29 protein-coding genes, 1 tRNA gene and 2 pseudogenes are annotated in these 25,050 nt (G+C 62.7%); 14 read left to right on the top strand and 18 right to left on the bottom strand.

Annotated elements, in window-relative coordinates:
- Nucleotides 1-84: 84 nt before the first annotated feature.
- Genes ACO227_RS09420 through ACO227_RS09410 form a run of 3 tightly spaced genes read right to left on the bottom strand, consistent with a single transcriptional unit; the run spans nucleotide 85 to nucleotide 753 of the window.
- On the bottom strand, nucleotides 85-363 hold the full coding sequence (locus tag ACO227_RS09420) for a hypothetical protein (RefSeq protein WP_423607135.1): 279 nt from the start codon (nucleotides 361-363) through the stop codon (nucleotides 85-87).
- The gene (gene infA, locus ACO227_RS09415) at nucleotides 360-620 is read right to left on the bottom strand and encodes a translation initiation factor IF-1 (RefSeq protein ID WP_331027618.1); all 261 of its coding nucleotides are present in this window, start codon (nucleotides 618-620) and stop codon (nucleotides 360-362) included. Before infA ends, ACO227_RS09420 begins: the two co-directional genes overlap by 4 nt.
- Before the next feature lies 1 nt (nucleotide 621).
- Nucleotides 622-753 carry a hypothetical protein gene (locus tag ACO227_RS09410; protein WP_423607133.1) on the bottom strand — a complete coding sequence of 44 codons (132 nt, stop codon included), beginning with the start codon at nucleotides 751-753 and terminating at the stop codon, nucleotides 622-624.
- A 490-nt stretch (nucleotides 754-1,243) separates the two neighbouring features.
- Here ACO227_RS09410 and ACO227_RS09405 point away from each other — a divergent pair, with 490 nt between their 5' ends.
- The 4 genes from ACO227_RS09405 (at nucleotide 1,244) to ACO227_RS09390 (ending at nucleotide 4,523) form a co-directional block, all read left to right on the top strand.
- Nucleotides 1,244-1,438 carry a DUF6961 family protein gene (locus ACO227_RS09405; protein ID WP_423607131.1) on the top strand — a complete coding sequence of 65 codons (195 nt, stop codon included), beginning with the start codon at nucleotides 1,244-1,246 and terminating at the stop codon, nucleotides 1,436-1,438.
- Nucleotides 1,439-1,849: 411 nt separating this feature from the next.
- The gene (locus ACO227_RS09400; RefSeq protein WP_423607323.1) at nucleotides 1,850-2,710 is read left to right on the top strand and encodes a CDP-alcohol phosphatidyltransferase family protein; all 861 of its coding nucleotides are present in this window, start codon (nucleotides 1,850-1,852) and stop codon (nucleotides 2,708-2,710) included.
- A gap of 6 nt (nucleotides 2,711-2,716) precedes the next feature.
- Complete coding sequence (locus ACO227_RS09395; RefSeq protein ID WP_423607130.1) at nucleotides 2,717-3,808, top strand: inositol-3-phosphate synthase; 1,092 nt, start codon at nucleotides 2,717-2,719, stop codon at nucleotides 3,806-3,808.
- Complete coding sequence (locus ACO227_RS09390; protein ID WP_423607128.1) at nucleotides 3,762-4,523, top strand: NTP transferase domain-containing protein; 762 nt, start codon at nucleotides 3,762-3,764, stop codon at nucleotides 4,521-4,523. Before ACO227_RS09395 ends, ACO227_RS09390 begins: the two co-directional genes overlap by 47 nt.
- A 204-nt stretch (nucleotides 4,524-4,727) precedes the next feature.
- Here ACO227_RS09390 and ACO227_RS09385 read toward each other — a convergent pair whose 3' ends face one another.
- The gene (locus ACO227_RS09385) at nucleotides 4,728-5,468 is read right to left on the bottom strand and encodes a LuxR C-terminal-related transcriptional regulator (RefSeq protein ID WP_423607126.1); all 741 of its coding nucleotides are present in this window, start codon (nucleotides 5,466-5,468) and stop codon (nucleotides 4,728-4,730) included.
- Nucleotides 5,469-5,693: 225 nt separating this feature from the next.
- On the opposite strand from ACO227_RS09385, the gene ACO227_RS09380 reads away from it, so the two are divergent.
- Nucleotides 5,694-5,867 (top strand): hypothetical protein, encoded by a 174-nt coding sequence (locus ACO227_RS09380; protein ID WP_331027611.1) that lies wholly within the window; start codon nucleotides 5,694-5,696, stop codon nucleotides 5,865-5,867.
- A 301-nt stretch (nucleotides 5,868-6,168) separates the two neighbouring features.
- On the opposite strand, the gene ACO227_RS09375 is transcribed toward ACO227_RS09380, so the two are convergent.
- Entirely contained in the window at nucleotides 6,169-6,666 is a 498-nt protein-coding gene (locus tag ACO227_RS09375) for a MarR family winged helix-turn-helix transcriptional regulator (protein ID WP_423607124.1), read from the bottom strand.
- Nucleotides 6,667-6,832: 166 nt separating this feature from the next.
- Here ACO227_RS09375 and ACO227_RS09370 point away from each other — a divergent pair, with 166 nt between their 5' ends.
- Complete coding sequence (locus ACO227_RS09370; protein WP_423607122.1) at nucleotides 6,833-8,122, top strand: serine hydrolase domain-containing protein; 1,290 nt, start codon at nucleotides 6,833-6,835, stop codon at nucleotides 8,120-8,122.
- A 67-nt stretch (nucleotides 8,123-8,189) separates the two neighbouring features.
- Here the strand turns inward: ACO227_RS09370 and ACO227_RS09365 are convergent, their stop codons facing one another.
- Entirely contained in the window at nucleotides 8,190-8,714 is a 525-nt protein-coding gene (locus ACO227_RS09365; protein WP_423607121.1) for a hypothetical protein, read from the bottom strand.
- Between the two features lie 128 nt (nucleotides 8,715-8,842).
- Here ACO227_RS09365 and ACO227_RS09360 point away from each other — a divergent pair, with 128 nt between their 5' ends.
- The gene (locus tag ACO227_RS09360) at nucleotides 8,843-9,004 is read left to right on the top strand and encodes a DUF6894 family protein (protein WP_423607120.1); all 162 of its coding nucleotides are present in this window, start codon (nucleotides 8,843-8,845) and stop codon (nucleotides 9,002-9,004) included.
- Nucleotides 9,005-9,076: 72 nt separating this feature from the next.
- Here the strand turns inward: ACO227_RS09360 and ACO227_RS09355 are convergent, their stop codons facing one another.
- Nucleotides 9,077-9,619, bottom strand: coding sequence for a PAS domain-containing protein (locus ACO227_RS09355; RefSeq protein WP_423607118.1), 543 nt, complete (start codon nucleotides 9,617-9,619; stop codon nucleotides 9,077-9,079).
- 332 nt (nucleotides 9,620-9,951) lie between these two features.
- Between ACO227_RS09355 and ACO227_RS09350 the strand changes: the two genes are divergently transcribed.
- The 3 genes from ACO227_RS09350 (at nucleotide 9,952) to ACO227_RS09340 (ending at nucleotide 10,878) form a co-directional block, all read left to right on the top strand.
- Nucleotides 9,952-10,158, top strand: coding sequence for a cold-shock protein (locus ACO227_RS09350; RefSeq protein ID WP_423607117.1), 207 nt, complete (start codon nucleotides 9,952-9,954; stop codon nucleotides 10,156-10,158).
- A 91-nt stretch (nucleotides 10,159-10,249) separates the two neighbouring features.
- The gene (locus ACO227_RS09345; protein ID WP_423607115.1) at nucleotides 10,250-10,468 is read left to right on the top strand and encodes a hypothetical protein; all 219 of its coding nucleotides are present in this window, start codon (nucleotides 10,250-10,252) and stop codon (nucleotides 10,466-10,468) included.
- Between the two features lie 155 nt (nucleotides 10,469-10,623).
- Nucleotides 10,624-10,878, top strand: a complete 255-nt coding sequence (locus ACO227_RS09340) for a hypothetical protein (RefSeq protein ID WP_331027604.1) — start codon at nucleotides 10,624-10,626, stop codon at nucleotides 10,876-10,878.
- A gap of 218 nt (nucleotides 10,879-11,096) precedes the next feature.
- Here ACO227_RS09340 and ACO227_RS09335 read toward each other — a convergent pair whose 3' ends face one another.
- Genes ACO227_RS09335 through ACO227_RS09320 form a run of 4 tightly spaced genes read right to left on the bottom strand, consistent with a single transcriptional unit; the run spans nucleotide 11,097 to nucleotide 12,627 of the window.
- Nucleotides 11,097-11,249: a hypothetical protein gene (locus tag ACO227_RS09335; protein WP_423607114.1), complete on the bottom strand. Its 153-nt coding sequence runs from the start codon at nucleotides 11,247-11,249 to the stop codon at nucleotides 11,097-11,099.
- Nucleotides 11,246-12,187, bottom strand: a complete 942-nt coding sequence (locus ACO227_RS09330) for a transglutaminase family protein (RefSeq protein WP_423607112.1) — start codon at nucleotides 12,185-12,187, stop codon at nucleotides 11,246-11,248. The genes ACO227_RS09335 and ACO227_RS09330 overlap by 4 nt, the downstream gene beginning before the upstream one ends.
- A 16-nt stretch (nucleotides 12,188-12,203) precedes the next feature.
- A complete protein-coding gene (locus tag ACO227_RS09325) occupies nucleotides 12,204-12,470 on the bottom strand; it encodes a hypothetical protein (RefSeq protein ID WP_423607110.1) in 267 nt (88 codons plus the stop codon).
- A 28-nt stretch (nucleotides 12,471-12,498) separates the two neighbouring features.
- Nucleotides 12,499-12,627, bottom strand: a complete 129-nt coding sequence (locus ACO227_RS09320) for a hypothetical protein (protein ID WP_423607109.1) — start codon at nucleotides 12,625-12,627, stop codon at nucleotides 12,499-12,501.
- A 1,005-nt stretch (nucleotides 12,628-13,632) separates the two neighbouring features.
- Here ACO227_RS09320 and ACO227_RS09315 point away from each other — a divergent pair.
- A complete protein-coding gene (locus ACO227_RS09315) occupies nucleotides 13,633-14,727 on the top strand; it encodes an alpha/beta hydrolase family esterase (RefSeq protein ID WP_423607107.1) in 1,095 nt (364 codons plus the stop codon).
- Between the two features lie 18 nt (nucleotides 14,728-14,745).
- Nucleotides 14,746-16,008, top strand: coding sequence for a cation:proton antiporter (locus tag ACO227_RS09310; RefSeq protein WP_423607105.1), 1,263 nt, complete (start codon nucleotides 14,746-14,748; stop codon nucleotides 16,006-16,008).
- 341 nt (nucleotides 16,009-16,349) lie between these two features.
- On the opposite strand, the gene ACO227_RS09305 is transcribed toward ACO227_RS09310, so the two are convergent.
- Together ACO227_RS09305 and ACO227_RS09300 are read right to left on the bottom strand one after the other, a co-directional pair.
- On the bottom strand, nucleotides 16,350-17,462 hold the full coding sequence (locus tag ACO227_RS09305; protein ID WP_423607103.1) for a hypothetical protein: 1,113 nt from the start codon (nucleotides 17,460-17,462) through the stop codon (nucleotides 16,350-16,352).
- Between the two features lie 74 nt (nucleotides 17,463-17,536).
- A complete protein-coding gene (locus ACO227_RS09300; protein ID WP_423607102.1) occupies nucleotides 17,537-18,106 on the bottom strand; it encodes an AAA family ATPase in 570 nt (189 codons plus the stop codon).
- 341 nt (nucleotides 18,107-18,447) lie between these two features.
- Here ACO227_RS09300 and ACO227_RS09295 point away from each other — a divergent pair, with 341 nt between their 5' ends.
- Nucleotides 18,448-19,200 (top strand): hypothetical protein, encoded by a 753-nt coding sequence (locus ACO227_RS09295; protein ID WP_423607101.1) that lies wholly within the window; start codon nucleotides 18,448-18,450, stop codon nucleotides 19,198-19,200.
- A 171-nt stretch (nucleotides 19,201-19,371) separates the two neighbouring features.
- Here the strand turns inward: ACO227_RS09295 and ACO227_RS09290 are convergent, their stop codons facing one another.
- Entirely contained in the window at nucleotides 19,372-21,309 is a 1,938-nt protein-coding gene (locus ACO227_RS09290; RefSeq protein WP_423607099.1) for an alpha/beta hydrolase family protein, read from the bottom strand.
- 207 nt (nucleotides 21,310-21,516) lie between these two features.
- A pseudogene (locus ACO227_RS09285) lies at nucleotides 21,517-22,433 on the bottom strand (HEPN domain-containing protein).
- Nucleotides 22,434-22,792: 359 nt separating this feature from the next.
- On the opposite strand from ACO227_RS09285, the gene ACO227_RS09280 reads away from it, so the two are divergent.
- The gene (locus ACO227_RS09280; RefSeq protein WP_423607098.1) at nucleotides 22,793-23,008 is read left to right on the top strand and encodes a helix-turn-helix transcriptional regulator; all 216 of its coding nucleotides are present in this window, start codon (nucleotides 22,793-22,795) and stop codon (nucleotides 23,006-23,008) included.
- Nucleotides 23,009-23,020: 12 nt separating this feature from the next.
- Here the strand turns inward: ACO227_RS09280 and ACO227_RS09275 are convergent.
- From ACO227_RS09275 to ACO227_RS09265, 3 genes and pseudogenes are all read right to left on the bottom strand, one after another.
- Nucleotides 23,021-24,226 (bottom strand): annotated as a pseudogene (locus tag ACO227_RS09275) (tyrosine-type recombinase/integrase).
- A 164-nt stretch (nucleotides 24,227-24,390) separates the two neighbouring features.
- Nucleotides 24,391-24,465 (bottom strand) — tRNA-Glu (locus ACO227_RS09270).
- A gap of 75 nt (nucleotides 24,466-24,540) precedes the next feature.
- The gene (locus tag ACO227_RS09265; RefSeq protein WP_423607096.1) at nucleotides 24,541-24,891 is read right to left on the bottom strand and encodes a hypothetical protein; all 351 of its coding nucleotides are present in this window, start codon (nucleotides 24,889-24,891) and stop codon (nucleotides 24,541-24,543) included.
- Between the last annotated feature and the right edge of the window lie 159 nt (nucleotides 24,892-25,050).

The following is a 25,050-nucleotide window of genomic DNA, read 5'->3' as shown; positions in this document are numbered from 1 at the left end:
GCTGCGGCGGAGCGTCATATATGCCCGTGCGAGTTCATCCGTCATGCCGACCGCGAGCCGTACTTATCAACGGCATGCAGCGCGTCAATCGCCTCTGGCATAGGCGGCGATGGCGAGCTCAACCGCTTCGCAACCTGCCGCGCTCGCAACCGCGATATCTAGCGGGCGGCCTTCGAGGCCCTCATGATATCTGTTGAGAAAGGCGATAGCCGCATCGCCACCAAGGATATTCCAGGCAAACAGTGTCGCGCGGCTCTGACGCTCCACGGCTTCGGGCGAGAGGCGCGGCGCTTCGAATTTCTTGCGGAACAGCTTGAGCTTTGGCGCGGACAGCTTGGGAGGAACGGATGCTCTGTCGGTCATCTTCGCCTCGAGCTGCGAGTGCTGAAACCGGCGTTTGCCACCCGCTCGCGATAGACGAGCCGGCCCTTTTCCATGTCATATGGCGACATCTCGATTTGAACGCGATCGCCAACCAGCGTGCGTATGCGATATTTGCGCATTTTGCCGGCCGTGTAGACGATGATGCGATGTCCATTTTCGAGAAGGACGCGGAAGCGGGCATCTGGAAGTATTTCCTCGATCAGCCCGTCGAGGGTAAGGAGATCCTCCTTGGGCAAATCAGGTCTGCCCGATCAACGCCGGCGCTGCGCCGAGCTTGCTCTGAAGCTCGCGGATACGCTCGGCATAATGTCCGGCGCGTCCGCGATGGGCGATGCGCGCCTCGGAGCAAGCAGCGGCATCGGCTTGCATCAGGGAAATCTGATGTCGGGATAGCAGGTAATTGAGATCCATCGGATAGCTCCAGCTGATGTAAGCGGGAGCGCGATGGTCTCTCAGCCGCTGGCGCCTACGTGACCGTCTTGCCAGCGATGCGCTTGATATAGGGTGGCAGGCGCCGCGGCGAAAGTCTGTATCCAAAGATAGTTTGAAATAGCAGGCCTCGCCTGGGGGTCGCCCTTTTAAGGACGCCTCAGTTTGAATTCGTGCTATCAAGGGGCATCGTCGGCTGTCGTTTACCGTAAGCGCCGATGGCTGAGAGACTCTGCGCGCTCCCGCTTACCAGTCGGAGAGGCGCTATCGATCCCCACCTCAGTGTTGCCTATGCCGTTGCGATCGCGTTTGTCGCCATCGGCATGACTTTCATAGCGACGGCCCTCCAGCGCGCTCGCGAACGCCGCCGCTTGCATCTAGATTCCGCCAGCCGTCGTCGCCGGCTGCTTGTATGGTGGCAGAGATAGCCTTGGAACGCGAGCTCGCGATCTGGGCTGACGCGCTCGCATTCGACCGTGAGAATGGCGAGGACGGCCCCGAGGTGATCGAGCGTAGGATCGCCGAGTTGCGAGCAAGCGGAGCATTCGAACAAGCCAAATGGTGGAACGAAGTCGGCCAACGCCTAGTCCGGCTGTACATGATCCGCGCCGAACCTCCGCAGTGAATTGGGGCCTCGTCACAGGACGTATAGGACAGCTAACCATATAGCAGCTGCACCCGACCATCGCCTGAAGGAACGACGGCCGCCAGGACTGATCGCAAACCAGCTGAATGGCCGATATGAGGGCGCATTGCGGCAATGATCCAGTGAGTGGCTGGAAACAGCGACATCGAGCCGGAAAGGTACCTTGAAGCAGACCAGACACGCCACTGGCTAAGCGACGGACCCCAGCCCCGTAGTCAGACGAATTCGGTGATGCGTGGGCCCATCGAGCAAGGCCGCCCATGGTGGCGCGTATTTTGCCCGTAGTGTTCCTGTGCGTGGCGACAGAAGGTTGCCGACGATGCTCACTGCCTGGCGAACCACCGCAAATCACTTGCTGAACGGCCAGCGAGGGAGCTAGGTGACAAATTGATGACACCTCTTCCGCCGGACCAGTCACGGGATCGTCGGATCGAGGATCCGACGAACCTCTGGATCATCCACCCGGCAGGCCGCCGCCTGCTGCCATGGTTTGTCGCGTGCCGGATATCGGCGAACGCAGTGTCAGTTGGCGGACTGGTGCTCGGGATTCTAGCGGCGCTGGCCTATTCAAACTGGACCGCGTGGCCGTGGGCGATCGCGGGGCTGCTGCTGTCGATTGCCTGGCTGATCGCCGACGGGCTCGACGGTATGATTGCGCGGGCGACCGGGACCGCCAGCTTGCTCGGCCGTGTGCTCGATGGCCTTTGCGATCATGGCGTGTTCGTGTTGATCTATATCGTTCTCGCGGCTTCGATCGACACTTTCGAAGGCTGGGCGCTGGCGATTTCCGCAGGTATCGCGCATGCCGTGCAATCGAGCCTCTACGAAGGCGAGCGCGCCCGCTTCCACCGCCGGTGCCGGGGCGAGGGAGCCCCACCGCTGGCGCACAGCCGTAATCCACTCGTGCAGCTCTATGATTGCGTTGCCGGGCTGGTTGATCGCATCGCCTCCCCCTTCGATCAAGCGCTGCGCGGGAAGCGCGACCCGTCGCTCTTAGCCGCGGCTTATGGGGTTGCTGCCGCGCGACCGATGCGGCTGATGTCGCTGCTCAGCGCCAATGTCCGCGTCTACGCGATCTTTCTCGCCTGCCTCGCCAATGATCCGCGGCTATTTTGGTGGTTCGAGCTCGTTCCTCTCACGGCGATCCTCCTCATCGGCCTCGCTTGGCATCGGGTGATCGAGTTCCGGGTCGCCGGCACGGCGATCGAACCGATCTCTCCCTCTGACTCCTCACCTACCCGAAGGACGTGAAGTATAATGTCGAGCATCAACATCGCCCTGATCGGCGTCGGCAATTGCGCCAGCTCTCTGGTCCAGGGCTTGTCCCATTATCGCGACGGCGCCAACGACACCGTCGGCTTGATGCACTGGGACCTGGGCGGCTATCGCCCCAGTGACATCAAGGTGGTCGCAGCCTGGGACGTCGATAAGCGCAAGGTTGGCTTGGATGTCGCCGACGCGATCTTCGCCAAGCCCAATTGCACTGCGATTTTCTGCGGGACGATCGAGGCCACCGGCGCCAAGGTGATGATGGGCCGCGTCCTCGACGGCGTGGCCGAGCATATGGAAGATTATACCGACGACCGCACCTTCATCGTCGCGAATGAAGCGGAGATGACCAAGGAGGAAATCGTCGCAACGCTCCGTGCTGCCAATGTAGACGTGCTGATGAACTACCTCCCCGTAGGATCGCAGGCGGCGAGCGAATTCTATGCCGAGTGCGCGCTCGAGGCAGGGGTGGCCTTCGTCAACAACATCCCTGTGTTCATCGCTAGCGACCCCGAATGGGCGGATCGCTTCACCGCAGCCGGCGTGCCGATCATCGGCGACGACATCAAGGCGCAATTGGGGGCGACGATAGTCCACCGCGTACTCACCGATTTGTTCGCCAAGCGCGGTGTGAAGCTGGAGCGCACCTATCAGCTAAACACTGGCGGGAATACCGATTTCCTCAACATGTCGAACCACCTTCGCCTGGCCTCGAAGAAGATTTCCAAGACTGAAGCGGTGCAGTCGGTGGCGGCGGAGAGGCTCCATGACGAGAATGTGCATATCGGTCCGTCAGACTATGTGCCGTGGCAGAATGACAACAAGGTCTGCTTTCTGCGCATGGAAGGCTCAATGTTCGGTGGCGTGCCGATGAACCTTGAACTACGCCTTTCGGTCGAGGACAGCCCTAACAGCGCTGGGGTTGCGATCGACATGATCCGTTGCGCCAAGTTGGCGAAGGATCGCGGGATGTCCGGCCCAATCGATGCGGCCTCGGCATACTTTTGCAAGCATCCGCGTACGCAGATGACCGATGATGTCGCCGCTGGAGCAGTTGAAGAATTCATTGCGGTTCATTGATGTGATCGAGACCGCGATCCTGCTAGCCGCAGGCGAAGGCAGCCGTTTGCGCTCAGCGGCTCCGCTCAAGCCCCTCTGCGCAGTGGGCGGGCGCCCCCTTCTCGCGCATGCGATCTTTGGGTTGGCCGAGGCAGGGTTGGCGCGGGCAGTCGTCGTGCTTGGCTACGGCGCTGACCGAATCGAGCCGTATATCGCAAGCCAGTCGTGGCCGATTGTTGTGCGGACCGTCAGAGTTGACGATTACAGCAAACCTAACGGCATGTCGGTGCTAGCAGCGCAGCACCATGTCGCAGGCGACGAAGCGTTGCTGGCGATGTGCGACCATCTTGTCGATCCGGCGTTGTACCGTTGCATGGCGCAAGCGGGCGCTGCTGGCCATGCCAGGCTCGCGGTCGATCGGCGGATCGAGAGTGATTGGGTTGATCTCGACGATGTAACGCGCGTGCAGACTGTCGGCGGACGGATCGTCGCCATCGCCAAGGGCCTCGACCCGTATGACTGTTTCGACATGGGCGTCTTCGCGGTTGGCGAAGGACTCTTCACGGCGCTGCGCGATCTCGAGGCGCCCTCCTTGACTGAAGGGATGCGTGCTCTTGCTGTTCAGGGAACTGCATTCACCGCGGACTGCAGTGGCCTCGATTGGATCGACGTTGACGATCGATGGTCTCTCGACATAGCCGAACATTGGCACGGCAGGCGCGCGCGCTGGGCGTAGCCTACGAACGAGTCGAGTACCGTGGGTAGCCGAGTCTACTGCTTCCCACCGGTAACTGCCGCTCAGCTCTTGCCCCATGGACAGCCGCCTTGAGGAAGGGCCTGCCGGCCGCCATAACGACCGGAGCTTCCTAATAAGCCGCTGTCCCGCACGCGGCACCGCGATCGGGTTGACGCTGTGACGCTGTTGTCGAACCCACAACACTTACATCACAAGCTGCATTTCCGGTTCAGCGCGGAGGGAAGTTGCGCCCAAAAGCCGCTGCGGCGACGGCCCGAAAGGGAGCAAGAGTGACTGCGGCTGCGCTTCACCCGCTAGGCCTTGGCCAAGCGCCCAAATCGCGGCCTGAGTGCGGTTGCGGACATGGAGCTTTCGCAGGATCGCCTTAATGTGGACCTTAACCGTCGCGTCGGCGATGCTCAGGCGACGCGATATGACTTTGTTCGCCTCACCCTCGACGAGGCACCGCAGAATGTCGACCTCGCGTGTTGTAAGATTGGTGCCGCTCGTACCGCTGTCCCAGTGGGCGATTGCAGGGGCGTGCGCGAGCGAAGCAGCGATTTGGGAAGGGAGGACTTTCTCACCGAGTGCGGTCAAACGTAATGCGCCCGCAAGCCGGTCGCAGGAAATGTCCTTCACCAGATATCCATCGACAACTCCGGTCGCGAATGCGCGCGACACCTCCTCCATGCTGTATCCATCGGTCATGATCAGGATGCGCGGCTCCGGCCAGCGCTCCCGGATATCGGCGCTTACGCGGAGGCTTTCATCGATGTCGCTGGCGTCGACAATGACGACCGCTGCGCCATTATCCGCATTGAGATCATCGATACAGAAAACAGCGCAATCCACGTAAAAATCCTGGTCAACAAGAATGCGTTTCAGACCTTCTCGGACAATCTCATTCTTGCTAACGATGCTCACGTGAATGGCTGGGATGGTCATGAATCACCTCCTAGTGAGTACGCGAGCCTAGGCGTCTTGTTCTTTTAGGGATATGGCTACATATACTTACGGGGGCGACCAATTTGGATTATACATTCACGCGATTAAAATATAACAGTTTAATATATCTGGATAACACGTGGCTGCGCTTGACGCATCTTGCTCCACGCGGTTGCGTCGGGAGAAAGAAGTGTCTGCGGCGCGCAGTGGCAAAGGAGGGCGATCGTGACCCCGTTCGAAGTGAAACTGCTTCGTGTCCTCGGAAGCATCGACGCATCTTTACGGCAACTTGCAGGGCGTGAGCTCGAAACCATTCCGGAGGAAGCATCAACATCTGGCCCTGACCATTCCAGCGGAGATACCCCTCGGCATCCGATTGACGAGCTGGATAAGGAATAGGGCTAGCCGTAACCCCTAAACCGATCGAACCCTTAGGATGATGCCCGGCGAATGACCACTGCCCGCCCGTTCCAGGCTATCCCTGTCCAGCACTTGGTGCCCCAGCAGGCCTGATGCTAACCATCCGGAGGCTGCCCTGGCCACCTTACGGGATGGAGCTTTGGAATCTCCAGACGGGTGGGTGGAACGACCAGAATTGGGCGCTCACCCATCATGGTTGGATGGCCGAAATCGAGCGGCCAGTTGGAGAGTAGGGGCCGCGACGTGGCTCTTGTCCACCAAATGACGGATTGCGACGTCGTTAGGTCCTACTAGCTGCACTATCGGCAATCCGTTCGAACAGGGACTTTCGCGCGAGTGCCTCTTCAAGTCTCGCCAACGCCTCAGTCACGCCGCCCGCTTCGGCATCGAGCGCTCGCGCCGCCTCGTCAAAGGCGTCCCACAGCGATCGCAATTGCGCGACGAGGGCGCCGCCGGATGGAGAGAGCGCCAGCACCCGCCGCCGCGCATCGCCCGGGTCTGCCTCAGACGTTATCAAGCCGGCCCTTTCGAGCGACTGCCGCGTCTCGCTGACCGAGGCATGCGAGATCCCGAGCACATCGGCCAGCTGCCGGACGCTCAACGGACCGGCGAGCGCCAGCTGATTGATGACGCCGAACCAGCGCTGCTCGAACCGGACCCCTCGCGAGGCATAGACGCGCGAGGCGTCGGCATCGATCGCCGCGCTCAGGCGCCGCAGGCGCGCGCCGAGCGCGGCACCGCCCATTTCCGCAACATAATCCTTCATCGGCTCTTCCACATCTCGATTGACTTATCGGTAGGCACCTACCTAATTGGATGCAACGATCATTTGTGAAGGCTGAAACATGATCCTGCCGAGACGCCATGTCCTGGGCGGAGGGCTGGCGCTTGCCTGTTTTCCGCGACGCGCTTTCGCCGCGCAACCGCTCGCGCCCGCGGATTGGATGTCCCGATGGCTGGCGGCCTTCAATGATCCCGGCGCGGCCGCTTATTCTGAGTTCGTGAGGCTGAACATTCCGAGCTTGGTCCCTTATTTGGACGAAGACCTAGGAGTGCGCGAGGCGTCCGGTGGCTTCATCCTTCTGCGCAGCGAGCAGACTGGGGGCCAAGAAATCACCGCCTGGGTCCGCGACCGCAACTGGGAGCGGTTCTCCAAGGTCGTGCTGTCGATCGGCGACGGCATCATCGATGACCTGTCCTTCACTGGCGCGCCCGAGCCGCCCGGCCTTGTCGTTCCACGAATGAGCGAAGTCCAAACCCTGCACGCGTTCCGCCAGAAATTGCGCACCGAGGCGGGCGTCGGCCGCTTCTCGGGATCGGTGCTGGTCGCCAAAGGAGCTCAAGTCCTCCTGCGTGAGGCCTATGGCGCACAGGATGCCGGGAATGTGCGGGCCGTGACCCCTGCCACCCGCTTCTGCATCGGCTCGGCCGGCAAGATGTTCACGGCCGTCGGCGTGCTGCAGCTCGTGCAGGCTGGCCGGGTGAGTCTGACTGACACCATCGCGATGCGCCTGCCGGATTATCCGGATACGCCGCTTGCCCGATCGGTGACGGTCGAGCAGTTGCTCATGCATACCGGAGGGACCGGGGATTTCTTCGGCGCCGACTACGATGCGCGCGCATCGGAGCTGCGCACATTATCCGATTTCGTTCGGCTGTTCGGGCGGCGCGATCCGCTGTTCCCGCCCGGCTCTCGCTGGGGCTACAGCAATTTGGGTTTCGTCCTGCTCGGGGCCATTCTCGAGCAGATATCCGGCCAAAGATGGGACGCCTATCTGAACCAAAGTGTCTTTCGTGTCGCGGGCATGACAGCCACTTCGGCCGTTGCATCAGCGGAAGATACCGCCGTCCCGCTCAACGGAGCCGCGCAAACGGGATTGAAGCCGCTGCCCTACTATGACGGACTGCCCGCCGGTGGCGGCTATTCGACGGTCGATGATCTGCACCGGTTCGCGACGGCGCTGCGAGGGGGGGCCCTGCTCGATCCGGCCCACCACCTATTGCTGACGGCGCCCAGGGTCGCCGCCGGGAGCGCGCAATGGTCACTCGGCTTGCGCGTCGCTATGCGTAATGGAGAGACCTGTTATGGCCATCGTGGCAGCGCTCCGGGCGTGAATGCCGACTTCGCCGTCTATCCACGTTCCGCGTACACGATCGTCGTGCTGTGCAATCGTGGGCATCCTCACGCATCGAACCCGGCCGAGTTCGTTGGCGCTCGGTTGCCAATTACCTGAGCCGCGGCGTGACGCGCTGCCTTGACCTCGGGATTATGGAGATACAGCACCGGACAGCATTAAATCCTTAGCGCTTTATATCGGGCCGTGAGGGCGCCACGGGACGGTTGCGCTGGCGCTCAAGCAAGTCCTGCCGTTGAGTCTCGCCCATCACTCGCCCAGCGATGAAGAATCGGCGCTGCGGCTGGCAAGCTTGCGGCACCGGTTCGGTAACATTAGCGGCCGGCCCGGTGCGATAGCCGCCCGACAGCGCGATCTCCTCGCCGACGTGGACCGCATTCCCGCTGGCGGTGTCAGCGATCCGGATGCGGCCGTCCAGAGCGCGTTCAATGCGGGTGTCGTGGTGCCAGACAATGATGGGCCCGACGTTGTTGCCGCCACGCAGGCACCCGTTGGCATCGAGATGCAGGCGACCCGTGAAAAGTGCCTGCATTGTCAACTCATGCGGTACGCTTTGGCGGACCAGGACTGGTAATTGCGCGACATCCGCTACCTGCACAACTGCGGCGGAGGTATCCGTTTTCGTTGCGCAGGCCGCCAAGCCTGGAACCGCCAGGCATAAGGCGATGTAGCTCAAATGGATCTTCATCATGTTCTCTCCCTGACCAGTCTCTGCTTCCGCTTCTGAACCGGCGACTAACGCTAGGTGAGTGTAGTGGGCGCAGGAATGTCAAAGTCTCGAGATCCACGTCACTAACCCGCATTCAGCTGACGAGCGGCGTGTCGGCTCAGGGTGTCGACGCGGGCCAAATCCTGAAGGATCAGGCTGCGAGCTTCTGGGATCGCGACGACTGGCGCATTGAAGTGACGAACGCGGATGGGCTGGTGCTGTTCTCGATCACCATATTCGCGACGGTTGCTGCCGCGGCCACTTCCAGATGAAGCAGCTCCGGCAGTCGCTCGGTGACGGTCCAAACTGCGCAGCCGAACCGCGCAAGGGCGAGCGTCGAACGATCAGTTTGCTTTGATGATCGCTGTTGCCTGTGCCTCGTAATCAACGGCCATCTCCATCAGCGTGTCGACGGTCCGCGGGTTGCCAATTCCTTTTGCCAGGCGTCGGCATCGTTCCGCCTGTGAGCGCAAGCCGTCGACCTGCCGTTGCTCCGTGACGTCGAGGAGCAGATTGATGGCGCCCACCATCTCGCCTGATTTGTCGAGTAGAGGTGTGGGATAAGGGACGAAGCGGATCCGGCTTCCGTCAGGCCTCTCGGCCAATGCCTCCACGCCCCGCACTGCGCGTCGTTCCCTGACAGCCAACGCCATCGGGCATGCATCGTGCGGAAGAAATACTCCGTCGAGGGTGTAGAGTTTCCATGTGACGCACCAGCGATCATGCTGCACGACCGGGGTGCGGCCAGCCAGCGCGAGACAGGCTTGATTGAAATAGGAAACCGTGCCCTCGAGATCGGTGATGTAGGTCGCCACCGGCAGCTCGTCGAGCACGGCAGTCAACGCGTCCTCGCGGTCGTTCCAGGCTTCCAGAGCGGTTCGCAGCATGCTTTCTACGCGAGCGGGAGCGACATTCATGATTTTGAGCCCCCGAGCGGCGGAAATGCCCCGGTAATTTCAAAACGGCTCGCCCAGGTTCAATGTTCCGGCTGCACGAGAATAAAAATTCCGCGGAGCACACGCGAAAAAATGCGCGCAACATAAATATTTCATGCTCGTTTTACTTTTCATGGACACACACTATATAGGTAGAGCTGACGTCGCCTGCGACGGATATCGGGCCGCCTCGGCTCCTCCCTTTGTCCTTTTCCAGCCTAACCGAAGCCGGGATGCGCCGCTGTTGGCGTATGCCCGTCATGCATGGGACAAAGGATACCCGTATGATCACCGGAACCGTGAAATTCTTCAACAACGACAAGGGCTATGGCTTCATCGCGCCGGAAACCGGCGGCGGCGATGCCTTCGTCCATATCTCCGCGGTCGAGCGCGCAGGCATGCGCTCCCTCGAACAAAATCAGCGCATCTCCTACGAGCTCGAGACTGACAATCGCGGGAAGACCTCGGCGGTCAATCTGCAGGCCGCTTAATCGCGAACGGACAGGGGGCGCTCGGCGCTCCCTGCTCCATTCGACTACTCAAAGAGCAGCGAGGGGAAGCCACCCGCGCGAAGGAGACTCCATGTCGAGAGCGATCAACGTCAATGCCACCTATGACCACGTCGTCGCGGCCTGCGCCAAACGCAGGGTTCCGATCAGCGCGATCGAGAGCCTCCACTCAGGCGGGACGCGTGTCGTTCTGAACAACGCAGACGACACCGCAATCATGGTGAAGGCCTACGGCTCGAAAGTCATTCATGGCCCGGTCACACGCACACCCACCCGCATGGGCTGCCTGTAAGGCGGCCTCACCATTGTCTTCCGACCGAACTGGTTGCCGAGACCCCCTGATAATCTCGCCGCGCGACCCCATATCCTTCGTATCGTAGCACCTGCCTCGAGCGCCGCTGCGACTGAGAGATGCTTCGTGCTCCCGCTCGACCGAGGAGACACGCTATGGGTATCTATCAAATCATTACGCCCACTGACCGCGGGCACTCCGCACCCAACGCGGCAACAGGATTCGCAGGATCGGAGGCCGACGCGCTGGAAGCCGCACTTGCGGACATGACTGCCACCTTCTCCGCCAACTTCGTCGACGGCCGGGTTGGCGAGCGACACAACACCTACGAACACCGCTCGCGCGTTCTGCGCCAGATGGCGGGAAGGCTCGCGCTAATGCGTGCGCGCGATGCGGCGGCGACGTCGTGAGCCCGCGCGACAGGGCACCTGCCGTGGATCGACCGCCAACACCGGAGGACGCGGGTAGCGACATGGCGCGCTATGGGATCACGCGGATACCCGCGGATATGTTCCATTACCGGGAATACCGCTATTCCAGGCTCAGCGACGCGGTTGCGCAAGCGAAACGTGATGCGAATGCCTCGGCAGGCCCGAAATAGCCGCCCGCCGGCATGGCCTGTGCGAGGTCATGGCGGCGGCGACTGGCTTGCGTCGTAGGCGCGCTTCTCCTTGCGCAAGCGGCGGCGGTAGGAGCGTTCGTGCGAGTGATGAATCCGGTACGCGACGGAGCACGCCACCAGCAGCGTCAGGATGAGCATCAGGCTATAGGCGATGATCAATCGGGGTTCCATAGTCCGTCCTCCGAGTTGAGAGCGGCGTGGTCCGTCGAGACCGTGACTTCCACCGTCATGCCGAGAAAGGCGTCGACGGCGCCGACATATCGTCCATCCACGGGGCTCAGCTGCGCGATGCCGCGGCCGACCGCGACGGGCACCAGATGCGCCTCGCCCATGCGGCCGTTGGTCGGATCGAACGCGACCCAGCCTGCGCAGGGCAAATAGACTTCGGCCCACGCGTGCGTCGCCCCGTGCTGGCTCTCCGGCTCGGCGGGACCGTCCTGGCTCGGCGGATCGAAGAGATAGCCGGAGACGGCGCGGGCTCCGAAGCCGAGATGCCGGACCGCTTCGATGAACAGCGTGGCAAGGTCGCGGCACGAGCCCGAGCCGAGATCCAGCGTCTCCTGCGGGGACTGCGTGCCCGGTTCTTCGCGGGCGACATAGATCATTCCGTTGCGGGAGGCGGCGTTCACATCCTGCAGCAACGACAGGGTGTCAGTGTTGTCGCCGAGCACCAGCGCACGCGCCCAGGCCGCGATCTGGCCATCCGGGTCCGCATGCTCCGGCACCAGGAGCGCGCCGAGATCGGTCCGCTCCTCCTGCGAATAGTCGAATGGATAGCGGTGCGCATGCGGCGCGATCTTGAGGATGGGCCAAGGGGCAGCGGTCTGTTCGACCGTCACCCGGTTGGTGATCGCCAGGCGTTTCGCCGGGTGGGGGAAGGACGCAGTCGCGATAAGATTACCGACGACGTCCTGCGTCCACTCAAGCTCCGCCGCCGGTTCGCAGGTAAGGTCGGCGGAGATGAGGCGGAGCGCATGCGAGCCGCGCGGGGTGAGCATCATCCGATGCGCAAGAAGCGCGACGGGCACTCGATACGCGTAGGTGGTGACATGCAAGATATGCAGCGGCACTCCGTCACCTTCCTGAACGGCGGACATCCAGCCCAGAGATTTCTCAAACCCCGTCGGCATGCCCCCGATCGGGATTTTCGCTCAGCTCCCGAAAGTCGGCGCGGGGCGGCTCGCCTGGACCGGTATGCGCTTCGGCGAACGCCCGGGTGCGTAGCTTGCGATCCTCGCGCAAGCCGGCGGCGACGCCTTCCTTGGCCCAGGCCGCAGCTGCGGCGTTCGCGACCAGCCTGACATTGTCGAGTGTGGTGGTGCGGGCGAGCGCATGGTGATGCGCTTCCTGGTCGCGGCAAAGGGTGGAGGACGGTTGCATGGTACTGCCTTTCAATGGAGGAAGGAGATCAGCTCTTCTTGAGCGGCTGCGCCTGAGGCGCGCCTTTCAGCGAAGGATTGGAAGCATTCTGCTTCGGCGGTCCCGGCTTTTTCGGCTTGCGCGCCTCGCGGTTGCCGCGCTGTTGGCCCTTGGCCATGTCATTATTCTCCTTGGAACGGGCCCGACGGGCCCCTGGTGCAGATGTCAGCGCCCGAAAAGCGACAGGAGCGGACGAACTTCAATTGCATGATGCAGTCTGCGGAATCGCGCGTGCGGCGCCTTCGCCGCCTCGGCAGTCTGCCTGGGAGCGGGAGTGACGCCCGGCGCGGGCCGACCAACACGGGTTTTGGGGAACGGCATCGGAAGCTCCGCGTCAGAGCGGGAGCATGAAGAACTCTCAGTCGCGGCCAGGCTCGAGAAGGACGGCGCGATAGCAGCCATATGGGGACGACGGCACTGCAGCACCAGCCTCACGCCTTCGAAAGTGGAAATAGTTCGCCTGCGTCATTGCCGTCCGCTCGCCCACGCACGACATTGGGTGAGCGATCCTGAAGCTGATGCGTCGGCCTTTGAACCGCGCGAGACGGCGAGCAGGATGGGAAGCTGATGTTTCTTGACGACCGCGATGCAGAGGCCGGCAAAGAACTCCCGTCGCCATGGAACACCCCGCCATCCAACCAGGGATCCACCGAATGCCGTTGGTGCTGGCGCTTCATTTACGCGCCGGCGATCCCTTGTTCGGTGAAGGTGCTTCCCGGCCTCGCCGGGATGCCGACATCTTCAGGGCTGGGCGACCGATGCAAATGGGAGCTCGCGACCCGGATGCCGGCTGACGGCGCGCTCGCTGGAACCTCCCCGTGATCCGCAAGCACCAGCGCTGGACCCAGACCAACATCAACGATCTTAGGAGCGGTGTTGCGAGCGGGGTGGAAGTCGAAGCCATAGCCGACGCCCTGGGCGGACCGTCGAGGACGTCCGGACAATGATCTTGCGCCTCCGTCTGCGTTTGGCGGAGTAGCGCGCCTCCGCGTGTCAAATACGGAAATAGTTCGCCGGTATCCTTGCCGTCGACCCGCCGCGGCACGACATTGTGCAGTGCAGCAATCCTTCGAAGGACCGCGCTGCACGTCAGGGCTTCCGCCGTGGCCAGGAGCAAAGCCGCATGCGAAGCCTGAACGACACCCTCAGCCGCCTCTCCGCCATGCGGAACAACGCCATGTCCATGGCGCCAGGCACGTCCGGCGAAGACCGCCTGTCTGAGCTCTCGGGATTCGGCTCCAACCCCGGCGCGCTCCGGGCCCGCTTCTACGTGCCACCCTCGCTGCCTGCGTCCGCAGCCTTGGTCGTCGTGCTTCACGGCTGCACCCAGGATGCCGCCGGCTATGACCATGGTTCGGGCTGGTCCCGGCTTGCCGACGAACAGGGCTTCGCGCTGCTTTATCCCGAGCAGCAACGCGGCAACAACGCCAATCTCTGCTTCAACTGGTTCAATCCGAGCGACACGCAATGCGATGCCGGCGAGGCGCTGTCGATCCGACAGATGGTCGCGGCGATGGTCGCCGAACACCCGATCGATCCGGCCCGCATCTTCGTGACCGGCCTTTCGGCGGGTGGTGCGATGACATCGGTGATGCTCGCCACCTATCCTGACGTGTTTGCGGGCGGCGCGATCATCGCCGGTCTTCCCTATGGCACCGCCGCGTCAATCCCGGAGGCGTTCGATCGCATGCGGGCGCATGGCGGACCACCAGTGACAGCGCTTGGCGCGCTCGTCGGCGCCGCATCCTCTCACACGGGCCCGTGGCCGGCCATATCGGTGTGGCACGGCGACAGCGACGCTACCGTGAGCCATGCGAATTCGGCACACATCGTCGAGCAATGGCGTTCGATCCACGGGGTTGCACGCGAGCCGGCTGCGGCTCAGCACGTCGACGGCCATCTCCGCCGGGTTTGGCGCGACGCTCATGGGCGCGACGTGATCGAAGAGTATCGTATCGCGGGCCTCGGCCACGGAACTCCGCTGAGCACTACGGGCGACGATGCCTGCGGCGCCGCGGGGCCATATATGCTCGAGGCCGGGATTTCCTCGACGCGCCGGATCGTAGGCTTTTGGGGCATCACCACGGCCTTGGCCGAAGACCGGCGCGAGCCCGCCCCGCCACAGCCGCGCGTTGCACAGCCCAAGTCCCAGCCGGCATCCGGTGGCGTCCAACGCGTGATAGAAGACGCCTTGCGGGTCGCCGGCCTGATGCGCTGAGCGCAGGAAGGAAATCCGTTGGAGCTCTCGCACCATTCCTATGTCCTGCTGCTGGCCGGCCTGGGTACGCTGGTGCTGATGACGGCATGGCTGCCGATGCTGCTGCGCAAGGCACCGCTGTCGCTGCCGATCCTGTGCGTGGGCGCGGGCGCTGCGTTGTTCGCGCTGCCGCCGCTCAGGCCCTTTGCGGTCCACCCGCTGCAATTCCCGGTCGTGGTGGAGCGGCTGAGCGAGCTCGTCGTCATCGTCTCGCTGATGGGTGCCGGCCTCAAGATCGACCGGATCATCGGGCTGCGCAGCTGGGCGCTGACCTGGCGGCTGCTGGGAATCGCGATGCCGATCACCATGCTGATCGTCGCGGGCCTAGCATGGGGGCTCATGGGGGTCGGTCTGGCGGCGGCGCTGCTGATCGCCGCCGTGCTCGCGCCGACCGATCCGGTGCTTGCCAGCGACGTCCAGGTCGAAGGTCCCGGCGAAGGGACCGAGGATGAAGCGCGTTTCGCATTGACGTCGGAAGCCGGCCTCAACGACGGTTTCGCCTTTCCCTTCGTCCATCTTGCCATTGCCCTCAGCGCTGCGTCGTTCGGGAGCGGCGACCTGCTCGAATGGTTCGGACGTGACCTTCTGTGGAAGACCTTTCTTGGGTTCGCCGGGGGCTACACCATCGGGCGCGGGCTCGGCTATCTGACCTTCCACCTGCCGATGCGCGCGAGTCTCTCGCGCACCGGAGACGGCTTCGTCGCGTTGGCTGTAACGCTGCTTGCCTATGGCGTGATCGAGACGCTGGGCGGGTTCGGCTTCCTGGCCGTCTTCGTGTCGGCGCTCGCGCTCCGAAATGCGAGCCGCGACCATGACTATCACGACCGGCTGCATGGTTTTGCCGAAGAGGCGGAGCGGTTGCTAATGATGTTGCTGCTGGTTCTGTTCGGCGGCATCCTTGCCTTCGGCGGGCTGCTCGCCGCGTTCGACTGGTGGATGCTGCTGTTCGTCGCGGGCGTCCTGCTGATAGCGCGCCCCGCCGCGGGCCTGCTCAGTCTGGCCGGATCGAAGCTGCCCTGGCGCGAGCAGCTGGCGATTTCCTTCTTCGGCATCCGCGGGATGGGCTCGATCTACTATCTTGCCTTCGCGCTCAACCATGCCTCGTTCGCCGACCCGCACCGGCTCTGGTCGATCGTTGGCGGCGTCGTGCTCGCGTCGATCCTCCTGCACGGCATCACGGTGACGCCGGCGCTACGGCTGCTCGATCGCTCGCAGCGACGCCGAGGCCAGATCTCGCAATGACGCGAGCCGTCTCCTGGCACTAAGACAGCCGATCAGACAGGTGATTGCCCCAGATTGCCTCAAGATGGAGCCCAAGATTCAGCTCGCCAGATCGTCGGAGGCCGGATGCTCGGCGTAGGAGAAACGACCGTTCGATTCGATCACTTTGAATGGTGAGCAAAGCTCCAAAGTTGCTCGAATGGATTTCTCCAATGATATCAATGTAGGCGCCCTCTCACCAACACGCGGTATGCCAACTTCCTGCCAATAGCTGCCGCCCAGTCGCCTGAAGGAATGACGGCTTTCGGGATTGCCAGCCGATCATCTGAACGACCGGGATTGGGGCGCAAAAATGACACCAGTTAGCGCCCAATCCCACGCCCTCGCCCGAAGTCGATTCCGTGATTGAACGCGAGTTCCGCTCCGAGCCGTCGGCCGGTCTCTATCGTGATCCCCAGTTGCGTTTTCCGTGCGACGAGGATCGATTCCATCTGCGGGTCTCGTTCGAGGCTCTTCGCCATTCCCGCCATCTCGCTTTGGATGGCTTTGCGGCCCGCTATGTCGCCCACCGCATAGGCGCGGTCAGACTGCTTCTGCAGCTTGCTCCAGCGCGCAACGAACTGGTCGGCGCGCCTGGCCGGATCGGCCCGCATCTCCGCCTCCAGCATCATGGCCCGGATCGTCCGTTGTGGTCGCCCGCTCGCAGCCTCATCGATCGTCGTGCGATCGGCGTTGAATACATTCTGAAGGTCGCGCTTAACACCGGGGCGTAGCACCTGCATTTCAGCAACAGCCTTGTCGAGGGCGGCACGCTGATGCGGAAGCTCCGCATATCCTTCCGTCCGCATGCGCATGATGTCGGCGACCGAGCGTGCAACGCGCACCACCGCCCGCTCGAACGGGCTCAGCTCCGGAGCATCGGGGGTTACGCGCAGCTTCAACCCCGCGAACCGGCTCTGTGGTGCCGGCTGCTCCTGCGCCGGCTCGGTGGCCAGATAGTCCGACGCCATGTCTTTGCCGCGCTCGCGCGACAGTGTCCGGGTCAACGCATGTCCGTCGGCGAAATCGTCGCGACCATAGTGGAGGTCGACGCTGTCGCGGTGGCGTGACAACGCTACGTAAGCGGCATGACGATCGAGCCCTGGCGTCGCCAGCACATGGACGCGATCGACTGTCACACCTTGCGCCTTGTGCACCGTCGCGGCGTACCCGTGATCAACGTTCGCGCAATCCTTGACATCGAACGCGATCGAGCGCCCGTCGTCGAGCAGCACCGCCATGCGCGCCTGAGTGACAGACTGCACCTGCCCCAGCGTCCCGTTCTTCACGCCAAGGCTGCGCTCATTGCGCAGGAACATTACCCGGTCTCCGGGCGCAAATTCAAGCTGTCCCCGTTCGGTCGAGATCATCACATCCTCGCCCAGTTCGCCTGCGGCGCGTAGTCTGTCGCGCGCCGCGATATTCAGCGCACGCACCTCATCATTGGTGTGGGTGAGGATGATCCGGGAGGCGCCGGGCGCCTCCGTACGATCCCGGTCCCAGCGGTCAATCAGGTGGCGCGTGCATCCTCGCGCGTTTCGGCAGCATGGATGCGATCGTGCCGACCGTAGGCGCTGATCGCTTCCTCAGTCCGCTCCGTCGCGAGGTAGCGCGTGGCGTCACGCTGCCAATCCTCGCGCTGGCGGCGGATCTCGGTGATCTCGATACTGCCATGCCGCTCGGCGGTCGCGCCGCCCTGGAATTCGATCTTGATACGCGGCCCCGGCAGGCCGTCGATCAGCCCGAGCACCGCCTTGAGCGTCGCGTCGCTCCAGTCATATCCCGTCTGGTCGAGCGCGGCGCGCGAGACCTGACAATAGCTGCAGGAGAGATTGCAGCGCAGCGTGGGGACGAGGATCAGATAGTCGAGCGGGCCAGCGAGTGTCAGCCGCTCGGCGACATTGTAGAGATAGGCGGTTTCGCCGAGCGCATCGGCGTTGTCCAGGCCATGCCCCCGCTCGATTAGGAAGCGGCGGTCCGAACCGGAGAGCGCATCGCCCGAGAGCCGGTCAAGAAAGTTCGGACTCGCGCTGAAGAACCCGCCGCCATCGTTGACGACCAATGCGCGATCGGCCGACACTAGGCGAGTCCGAAGGGGCGTGAACAAGGTCATGCGAGCGCCGCCAGCGCCGCGGACCGGCGCGACCGGACAGCGTGATGGAGACGCTCATTGGCGAGTCCGGTCCGCCAGAGCGCGCCAAGCTCAACCTCACTGCGCTGGTCCGCGCGCAAGACGAGCTCGCGGCCCTCCCAAGAAACATCCAAATCGGAGTAGAATTGCGCGAGCCAATGTACGGCATCGGCGACCAACGGGTCATCCAAATCATCCGCAGATATGCGCACGCAGCCCATGGACTTGCTTCCCCCTGATATTGAAGGCTAGGCTCGATTCAGGAGAGCGCAAGCCCCTATTCTTGGCCGATGCTTTCGGCTGCACGAGGCGGGCGCAACAAGGGGGGAAGCGTGCCGCAGGGCAGAGCAGCGCCGCCAAAGGCGGGGCAAGACAATCAAGGCTGCCAGTTCGCCCTCGCGGTCGGTGTCGTGCTGACGCTCGTCTTTGCAGCAAGCCAATGTGATACGAAGAAGTCAGTAGCGATCGACGCCGAGAAACCATTCGGCGCAGCCTCGCTCACCAACCAGATCGAGGCGATCGAGCCGCCCGCCACGGTCGCGCCGCTGGCTCCAGCACAGGTAACCCGCGGGCTGCGGCATCTGCGCCTCGCCTATGCCGCGGAGGGATTGTCCGGCGCGATGATATATTCGCAAAGCTGCTACGACGGGCTGTCGCGCGACTTTAGCTGGGCGGCGCTCGATCGCTGCGGCGCATTCGATCTGCAGGCGGTTAGGACCGCGGAGGCAGCGTCCGGCGAGAGCCTAACCAGCGAACTTGAATATTTTGGACCGGAGACCGCGGCTGCCCGCTACTTGGCGATAGCCACCAAAGCGGGCGAGACCACCGAGAACGCTGATCTGCGGCTCGATGCGTTGCAGAAACAAGTCGCCGGCGCGGCTCTCCCGCGAACCGCGGCGACGCCAGCGAGCCTTGAACCCGAAGCCTCACTCGACGAGGAGGATAGCACAGCTGAGCCAAAGCCTTCGCCCACCGGTGGTACGATCGATAGCGATTGGTTCAACCGGATGACCGGCAAAACGGGCAACACCACCATCCGATAAGCGGCGTTCCATCGTTGCAGAGTTCATGGAACTGCAAAACAGATGTCCGCTATCAGGTCATGAATGAACGTGGCGAATGACCGAAATGCGGGCGCATAACCGCCAGCTCGGTTAACACGCACCCCTCTTGAACATTCCCGCTCTGCTTCCGTGATGCTGACTATCAGGTCATTACAGATCGGCCGGATTGTGCTTCGCAAGGAACCGCTCAACGCGACTTAAAAAGTCGGTCGTGTCTTTGGCATTAGTGGTACCATGTGCGGATTCGGGATAGAGTACCAGCTCGCTTGTCTTTCCCCCTTTTATCAAGGCGGCATGGAACTTCTCAGACTGATCGGGCGGAACGTTGGTGTCCTGTCCGCCGTGGCCGATCAGGATCGGCATGCCGATGAGGTTCGCCATGCGGATCGGCGAGATCGCGTCGACGTCGAAATCCTCTTCGCCACGTACCCGATCGCGCCAGTCGCGATAATAGCGGCGGGCCAGCATCTTGGACCGGTCGTAGCGTAACATCGCCTTGACATCGGAGATGCCGGCCAGGCTGATCGCGCAGCGATATATGTCGGGGCTGCGGATCGACGCCCACATCGCGGCATAGCCGCCATAGGATGCGCCCATGATGCAGACTCGCTTGGGATCGCTGACGCCTTCGGCGGCGAGCCAGCGCGCGCCATCGTCGACATCGTCCTGCATCTTGCGGCCCCATTCGCCTTCGCCGGCACGGGCGAAGTCGCGCCCATATCCGGTCGAGCCGCGGAAGTTGGGCTGAAGCACGGCATAGCCCCGGCTTGCCAGGAACTGCACATAGGGATCGTAGGCCCAGCTGTCGCGCACGAAGGGCCCGCCATGCGGCATTACAATTAGCGGCAGCGCACGAGCCGGACGACCGACCGGCACTGTCAGATAGGCAGGAATACGCAACCCGTCGCGCGCGGCGTAGCTTACATATCTTGTTGGCGCGAGCTGGATGCCAATCAGCTTGTCGTAGGGACGGGCCAGCTCGATGAAGCGCCGGTGTGCAGCCCGATAGAGGTAGAAGGCACCCGGATCTTCCGGCGCAGTCGACCAGATGATCGCTGTCTGCTCGTCCGCCGAGAGCGAGACGACATTGTTTACCCGTCCGGGGAACTGGACGTCGATCCGCTTCTGGAGCTTGTCCAATGCCGGATCGAGCCAATGCACCCGGCTGCGGTCGTCGGTATAGCGTATGCCCAGCACCTCGCCGCCGCGCCTACGTTCGATGTCCTCTATGTCGACCTCGGGATGTTCGAAGATCCGCGCACCTAATTCGCCGGCGGTCAGATCGTAGTGATATAGCCCGAATCTGCCGCTGCCCGGGTTGGCCACGGCGTAGGCGGAGGTCGATCCTGGCCGCGGGAAGATCTTGTCGATCGTACTGTTCTCATCGACATCGATGCGGGCGCGTTTGATCCGGCGGTACCCGCCATCCGCGTCGCGATAGATCGAGTGGTACGTCTTGCCGACCAAACCAATGCCGGCACGCACGACACCCTCGTCGTCCGCGTAATAGTCGTGAATATTGCTGTGAGCATCCACGATCCGGGTGAACTTCCCGCTCGCCAGGTCGATGCGCCAGACATAAGTTTCAAGTGTGTTCCGGGCGATCCCGTCGAGAAGCGCGAAGCTTCCATCTTGCGCCACGTGAATCACATTGTCCGGTAGGACCCCCCAAGTCGGCGCGGCGAGCTTTGTGAACTTGCGCGTAGTCAGATCCAGGCTGCCAATGCCGCTCATCAAATAGCCGAGACCTGGCGTGCCCATCAGCAGCCGATCATTTCCCGCCCAACGGATCCAGTTCGGAGCGTGCTTGCCAATCGCGATGAGTTCGGTCTCGAACGTGTCGTCCTCGACATGGATCAACATCACTGCGTGGCGCTTCCCATCGAAAGCGTAGGCAACCGCCTTGGTACCGTCGGGCGAAAGGAGAGGATCGCGGATGAACGGGGGTTCGCCGAACGCAGCTGCGGAGGGCGGCAATGCCGCCTGCCACGCGAAGGCACCACACGAGAATAAATGGACAGCGATCGCTGTTGCGAGCCTCAGCCAGAGGCCCACGCCCGCCTGCCGCCTTTTCAACGAAGAAGTCATTCAGGCCCCCTTCGGGAGAATGGCGCGGATCTCTCCAAATTTGCAACCTAAGAAGAGGGTGCCCGCGGCGTCCGAAGTCACAACGCAGATCCAAGCCATGTCCGGAATTGTCAAAGTGAGCAAGCAACCTGCTCGAGCGAGCGGCTTTCGGGATTCTCGGCGGGCGCGCCGAACGACTGCTCTTGGGGCGCGAAGCGGCAACCGATTCTAGGCAACCGCCTTCTCGAGCTCGGCAATCTTCTCCGAGCAGACTTGATGGACGGCCTGGCCTAACTCCTCGACGCGAGCGCCGAGCCAATTCAGTTCCTCTCCGCTGATCCGGTAATGTCTGGGGTAGCGCGCCTTGGTGTACGCTTCCTTGAGCTTCTGGAACATCGCCCGCTCGCGGCGGGTGGTTTCAGGCCAAATACCGAAAAGACGCCGATCGAGCCCCTCTGCCAGCGAACGAAGGAAAGCAATGTTGTGGTTGTATGGCGTGTAGAAGGTCAGGGTCAGCAGCACGCCCTGATATAGATTTTCCGTGGCCTGATGCAGGAGGAAGGCGGCCCGCTTCCAATCGCCCTCCGACATGTAGAAACGGAAGCCTTTGAGGAAGCCAGCGGCATTCCCCATGTGCTCCTCAAAATACTCCTTGACGGCAGCAAGGGCCTGTGCGGGTGTTTTTGGTTTGGGCTGATGCAGTTCACTGCCGTCGCTCTCGTAGAGCGCTATGCCGTCTCTCGCGAGTTCCATGAAGAACACGCGGCCATGGGCGAGTCCGTCGTTCACCTCGCGCAGGGAATGCACGATGAAGTTGACCGGCGTCCTCAGCGTCTTCTCGATCGTGTAAGCGCGAACCAGCCGCTCCTCCGCCTTGGCCCAATAAGCGGCGCGATCGGCAAGTTCTCCTGATTAACGATCACCAACAGATCATAGTCGGATTTGTACTGGTTGGCTGACAGGGGCGCGTCGATCCAGTCGCCGCGCGCATAGCTGCCAAACAGGATGATCTTGAGGATTTGCGCGCCTTTGCGGCGCGCTGTGGCGTTCTCGTTCGCAACGCGGAACTCCTCGAACAGGATCTCGACCACGTGCTCCAGCTCGCGCTGCTTGGCAGGGGGAAGATGGTCGAGATCGGTGCGCATCCTAGAATCTTTCGGCAATCCCCGTCGGTTGGCAAGGACAATCGCGACATGCTGATGGCTACTATCAGAGGGCGGTCGGTACGAAGGTGCGAATCGTCGCGGGGCGGAAATCCATAGTGAGCCGGTCTGCCTCGCACTCGAGGGCGCTCTCCAACCGCGAATGGGACGGCACGGGAAAAAATTGTCGGCGCCGCGTGTCACCGCACGTCACCGCAGCGCGCCGCAACCGACCGCACCTGAACGCAACTGGCACCGAGGGAGTGCATCGGCACTGTTTTGGCACTCTTGCGTTCGATGCCGCGGCTTTCGATCCTGTGCCGGGGCGCATCGTCAGTAACCGAGTATGGAAGTGTAAGCCCATGTCCAGCGTTGAAAGAATCATCCGTCTCAAGACCGTGCTCGCCCGCACCGGTCTTTCCCGCACCACCCTCTACCGAAAGATGGGCGAGGGCACGTTTCCCCAGCGAGTGAAGATCAGCGTCCATGGCGCCGGGTGGCACGAGTCAGCCGTCAACCGTTGGATCGCCAACCCGGCTACCTGGCGCGAGAAGAGCGCCGGAAGCGAGATGCGATGATGGAAGGCCGGGTCATTTCCCGGCCTTCGCCTTCCCGAACTTGCCCTTGAGCACCTTCGCGCCGTCGCGGAGAAAGTCGAGATGGTCGGACCAGTGCTGCATCATCTTGACGCGCTCGTCCCAATATTCGCCGCGCGCAGAGGCGCGGCGCACGGCGTTGTTATCCGAGTGGGCAAGCTGCCGTTCGATCGCGTCGGGATGCCATAGACCCATTTCGTTGAGTAGCGTCGCCGCCATGGCGCGGAAGCCGTGGCCGGTCATCTCGTCCTGTGCAATCGTGTTCTCCGACATCGGCCGATCCACCGAGCGCAGGGAGGGGAACAGGAATCGGCTATAGTCCGCGTCATGTTCGATGGTTTCAAGGATAGCGAGCGCTTGGCGGGAGAGGGGGATGGTATGCGCCCGCCGCATCTTGGCCTTTTGCGGCGGGATCGTCCAAAGCGCCTTCTCGAAATCGAAGTCAGTCCATTCGGCATGGCGTAGTTCACCCGGCCGCACGAACACATGGGGCAGCAGCCGAAGCGCTGCCTTGGTGTTGGGATGCCCCTCGAACGCCTGGATTGCCCGAAGCAAGCCGCCAGCCGCATCTGCGTTCGTTATTGCAGCGCGGTGGACGGGCTGAGGCGCGATCAGCGCGCCGCGCAGATCGGCGGCAACGTCGCGTTCGGCGCGCGCCGTCGCGATGGCGTAGCGGAATACCTGGCTACAGGTGCTGCGTAGCCGCTTGGCGGTCTCGTAGCGCCCCTTGCCCTCCATCTTGCGCAGCATGATCAAGAGTTTCCTGCGCGGAGATCGACGCGATCGGGCGTTTGCCGATCGATGCGTTGATGAAGTCGAGCAGCCAGCGTAGCTTTTTCATGGTGACGGCCGAACGGCCTTCCTTCTCGACCTTCACCAGCCATTCGTCGGCGACCGCTTTGAAGCTGTTGGACGCGGCGACGCTCGCGGCGATGCGCTCAAGCTTGATCTTCTCTCCAGGATCTTCGCCGCGCGCGAGAACCTTGCGGGCCGCATCGCGCTGCTCGCGAGCGTCGGCAAGACCGGTGTCGGGCCACACGCCGAACGCCAGTGTCTTCTGCTTGCCGAGATGGCGATAGTTCATCCGCCAGTAGCGTGCACCGCTCGGCGCCACCAGCAGATAGAGGCCGTCCTGTCGGTCAGCTTGTAGGGCTTGGCGCGGCCTTTGGCCGCTTTGATCGCCACAACGGAAAGCGCCATGATGGTATCTCCGATCCCGGGACCGGCGCGACACCATCAGATATACCATCGATTTGCTGGTATGTGGTGGTATCCAGCCGTTCTGAATGGACCGTCTATACCACAGAAAAACCGCAGAAAACAGACATTTGTGGCATGTCTTGGCACCTTCTGGGAGACGAAGGTGGTGACCCCTACGGGAATCGAACCCGTGTTTCAGCCGTGAAAGGGCCGCGTCCTAACCGCTAGACGAAGGGGCCGTGCAGCGAGCGCGCGGACTAGGCAAAGCGGGCCACCGGGTCAAGTGGTGTTGTTTGCAGTCCGCGCCGCCGCTCTTAGAAGACGCCGATGTCGCTCGCGGCGAGCACGGTACCGGCACCGAGCGAAGCGACCAGCACCGCCGCGCCGCCGCCATTGCCGTCGGCATCATACCAGAGCGAGCCGCTCGCCTGGTCGTAGATCAGCCGGTCGTCGGCGTCCTGCGCGCTGGTGCCGAGATGGAACGCGCTCGCCGGCAACGCGCCGGGGGTGAGCCCCGCGAACACCGCATCGTCGAAGCGCAGCCCGTCGGTGCCCGAGAGGAAGTCGAGGATCGTATCGGCCTGGCCCGCACCCGGCGCGGTGTTGAACACGAACTGGTCGCCGCCCGCGCCGCCGGTCAGCGTGGGGCTGGGCGGCCACGGCATCCTCCCCGAAATCGAATCACATGATTAACCACGCCGCGAAGCCACGGAGGTACAAAGGCTTTTCTGCCGGCGAACGGCCTGAGACGGCACGGTTTCGAACCCGAACATGCTTGTCGCGCAGGCATCCCCGCTTGTAGGAAGGGTCCCGCGGGTCCGGGG

It is taken from the genome of Sphingomonas sp. MS122 (assembly GCF_049532975.1).
Lineage (GTDB): Bacteria > Pseudomonadota > Alphaproteobacteria > Sphingomonadales > Sphingomonadaceae > Sphingomonas.
Note: the sequence above shows the minus strand (reverse complement) of the source record. Positions and strands in the feature narration are given on the sequence as shown.

Excerpts from the sequence above, each read along its gene's own strand:
- ACO227_RS09370 (WP_423607122.1), top strand. The coding sequence starts at position 6,833 with ATGTCCCGATGGCTGGCGGCCTTCAATGATCCCGGCGCGGCCGCTTAT.
- ACO227_RS09400 (WP_423607323.1), top strand. The coding sequence starts at position 1,850 with ATGACACCTCTTCCGCCGGACCAGTCACGGGATCGTCGGATCGAGGAT.
- ACO227_RS09365 (WP_423607121.1), bottom strand. The coding sequence starts at position 8,714 with ATGATGAAGATCCATTTGAGCTACATCGCCTTATGCCTGGCGGTTCCA.
- ACO227_RS09290 (WP_423607099.1), bottom strand. The coding sequence starts at position 21,309 with ATGACTTCTTCGTTGAAAAGGCGGCAGGCGGGCGTGGGCCTCTGGCTG.
- ACO227_RS09325 (WP_423607110.1), bottom strand. The coding sequence starts at position 12,470 with ATGCAACCGTCCTCCACCCTTTGCCGCGACCAGGAAGCGCATCACCAT.
- ACO227_RS09330 (WP_423607112.1), bottom strand. The coding sequence starts at position 12,187 with ATGTCCGCCGTTCAGGAAGGTGACGGAGTGCCGCTGCATATCTTGCAT.
- ACO227_RS09410 (WP_423607133.1), bottom strand. The coding sequence starts at position 753 with ATGCAAGCCGATGCCGCTGCTTGCTCCGAGGCGCGCATCGCCCATCGC.
- ACO227_RS09295 (WP_423607101.1), top strand. The coding sequence starts at position 18,448 with ATGCTTTCGGCTGCACGAGGCGGGCGCAACAAGGGGGGAAGCGTGCCG.
- ACO227_RS09345 (WP_423607115.1), top strand. The coding sequence starts at position 10,250 with ATGTCGAGAGCGATCAACGTCAATGCCACCTATGACCACGTCGTCGCG.
- ACO227_RS09265 (WP_423607096.1), bottom strand. The coding sequence starts at position 24,891 with ATGCCGTGGCCGCCCAGCCCCACGCTGACCGGCGGCGCGGGCGGCGAC.
- ACO227_RS09315 (WP_423607107.1), top strand. The coding sequence starts at position 13,633 with ATGCGAAGCCTGAACGACACCCTCAGCCGCCTCTCCGCCATGCGGAAC.
- ACO227_RS09320 (WP_423607109.1), bottom strand. The coding sequence starts at position 12,627 with ATGGCCAAGGGCCAACAGCGCGGCAACCGCGAGGCGCGCAAGCCGAAA.
- ACO227_RS09355 (WP_423607118.1), bottom strand. The coding sequence starts at position 9,619 with ATGCTGCGAACCGCTCTGGAAGCCTGGAACGACCGCGAGGACGCGTTG.
- ACO227_RS09420 (WP_423607135.1), bottom strand. The coding sequence starts at position 363 with ATGACCGACAGAGCATCCGTTCCTCCCAAGCTGTCCGCGCCAAAGCTC.
- ACO227_RS09385 (WP_423607126.1), bottom strand. The coding sequence starts at position 5,468 with ATGACCATCCCAGCCATTCACGTGAGCATCGTTAGCAAGAATGAGATT.
- ACO227_RS09340 (WP_331027604.1), top strand. The coding sequence starts at position 10,624 with ATGGGTATCTATCAAATCATTACGCCCACTGACCGCGGGCACTCCGCA.
- ACO227_RS09395 (WP_423607130.1), top strand. The coding sequence starts at position 2,717 with ATGTCGAGCATCAACATCGCCCTGATCGGCGTCGGCAATTGCGCCAGC.
- ACO227_RS09350 (WP_423607117.1), top strand. The coding sequence starts at position 9,952 with ATGATCACCGGAACCGTGAAATTCTTCAACAACGACAAGGGCTATGGC.
- ACO227_RS09390 (WP_423607128.1), top strand. The coding sequence starts at position 3,762 with ATGATGTCGCCGCTGGAGCAGTTGAAGAATTCATTGCGGTTCATTGAT.
- ACO227_RS09280 (WP_423607098.1), top strand. The coding sequence starts at position 22,793 with ATGTCCAGCGTTGAAAGAATCATCCGTCTCAAGACCGTGCTCGCCCGC.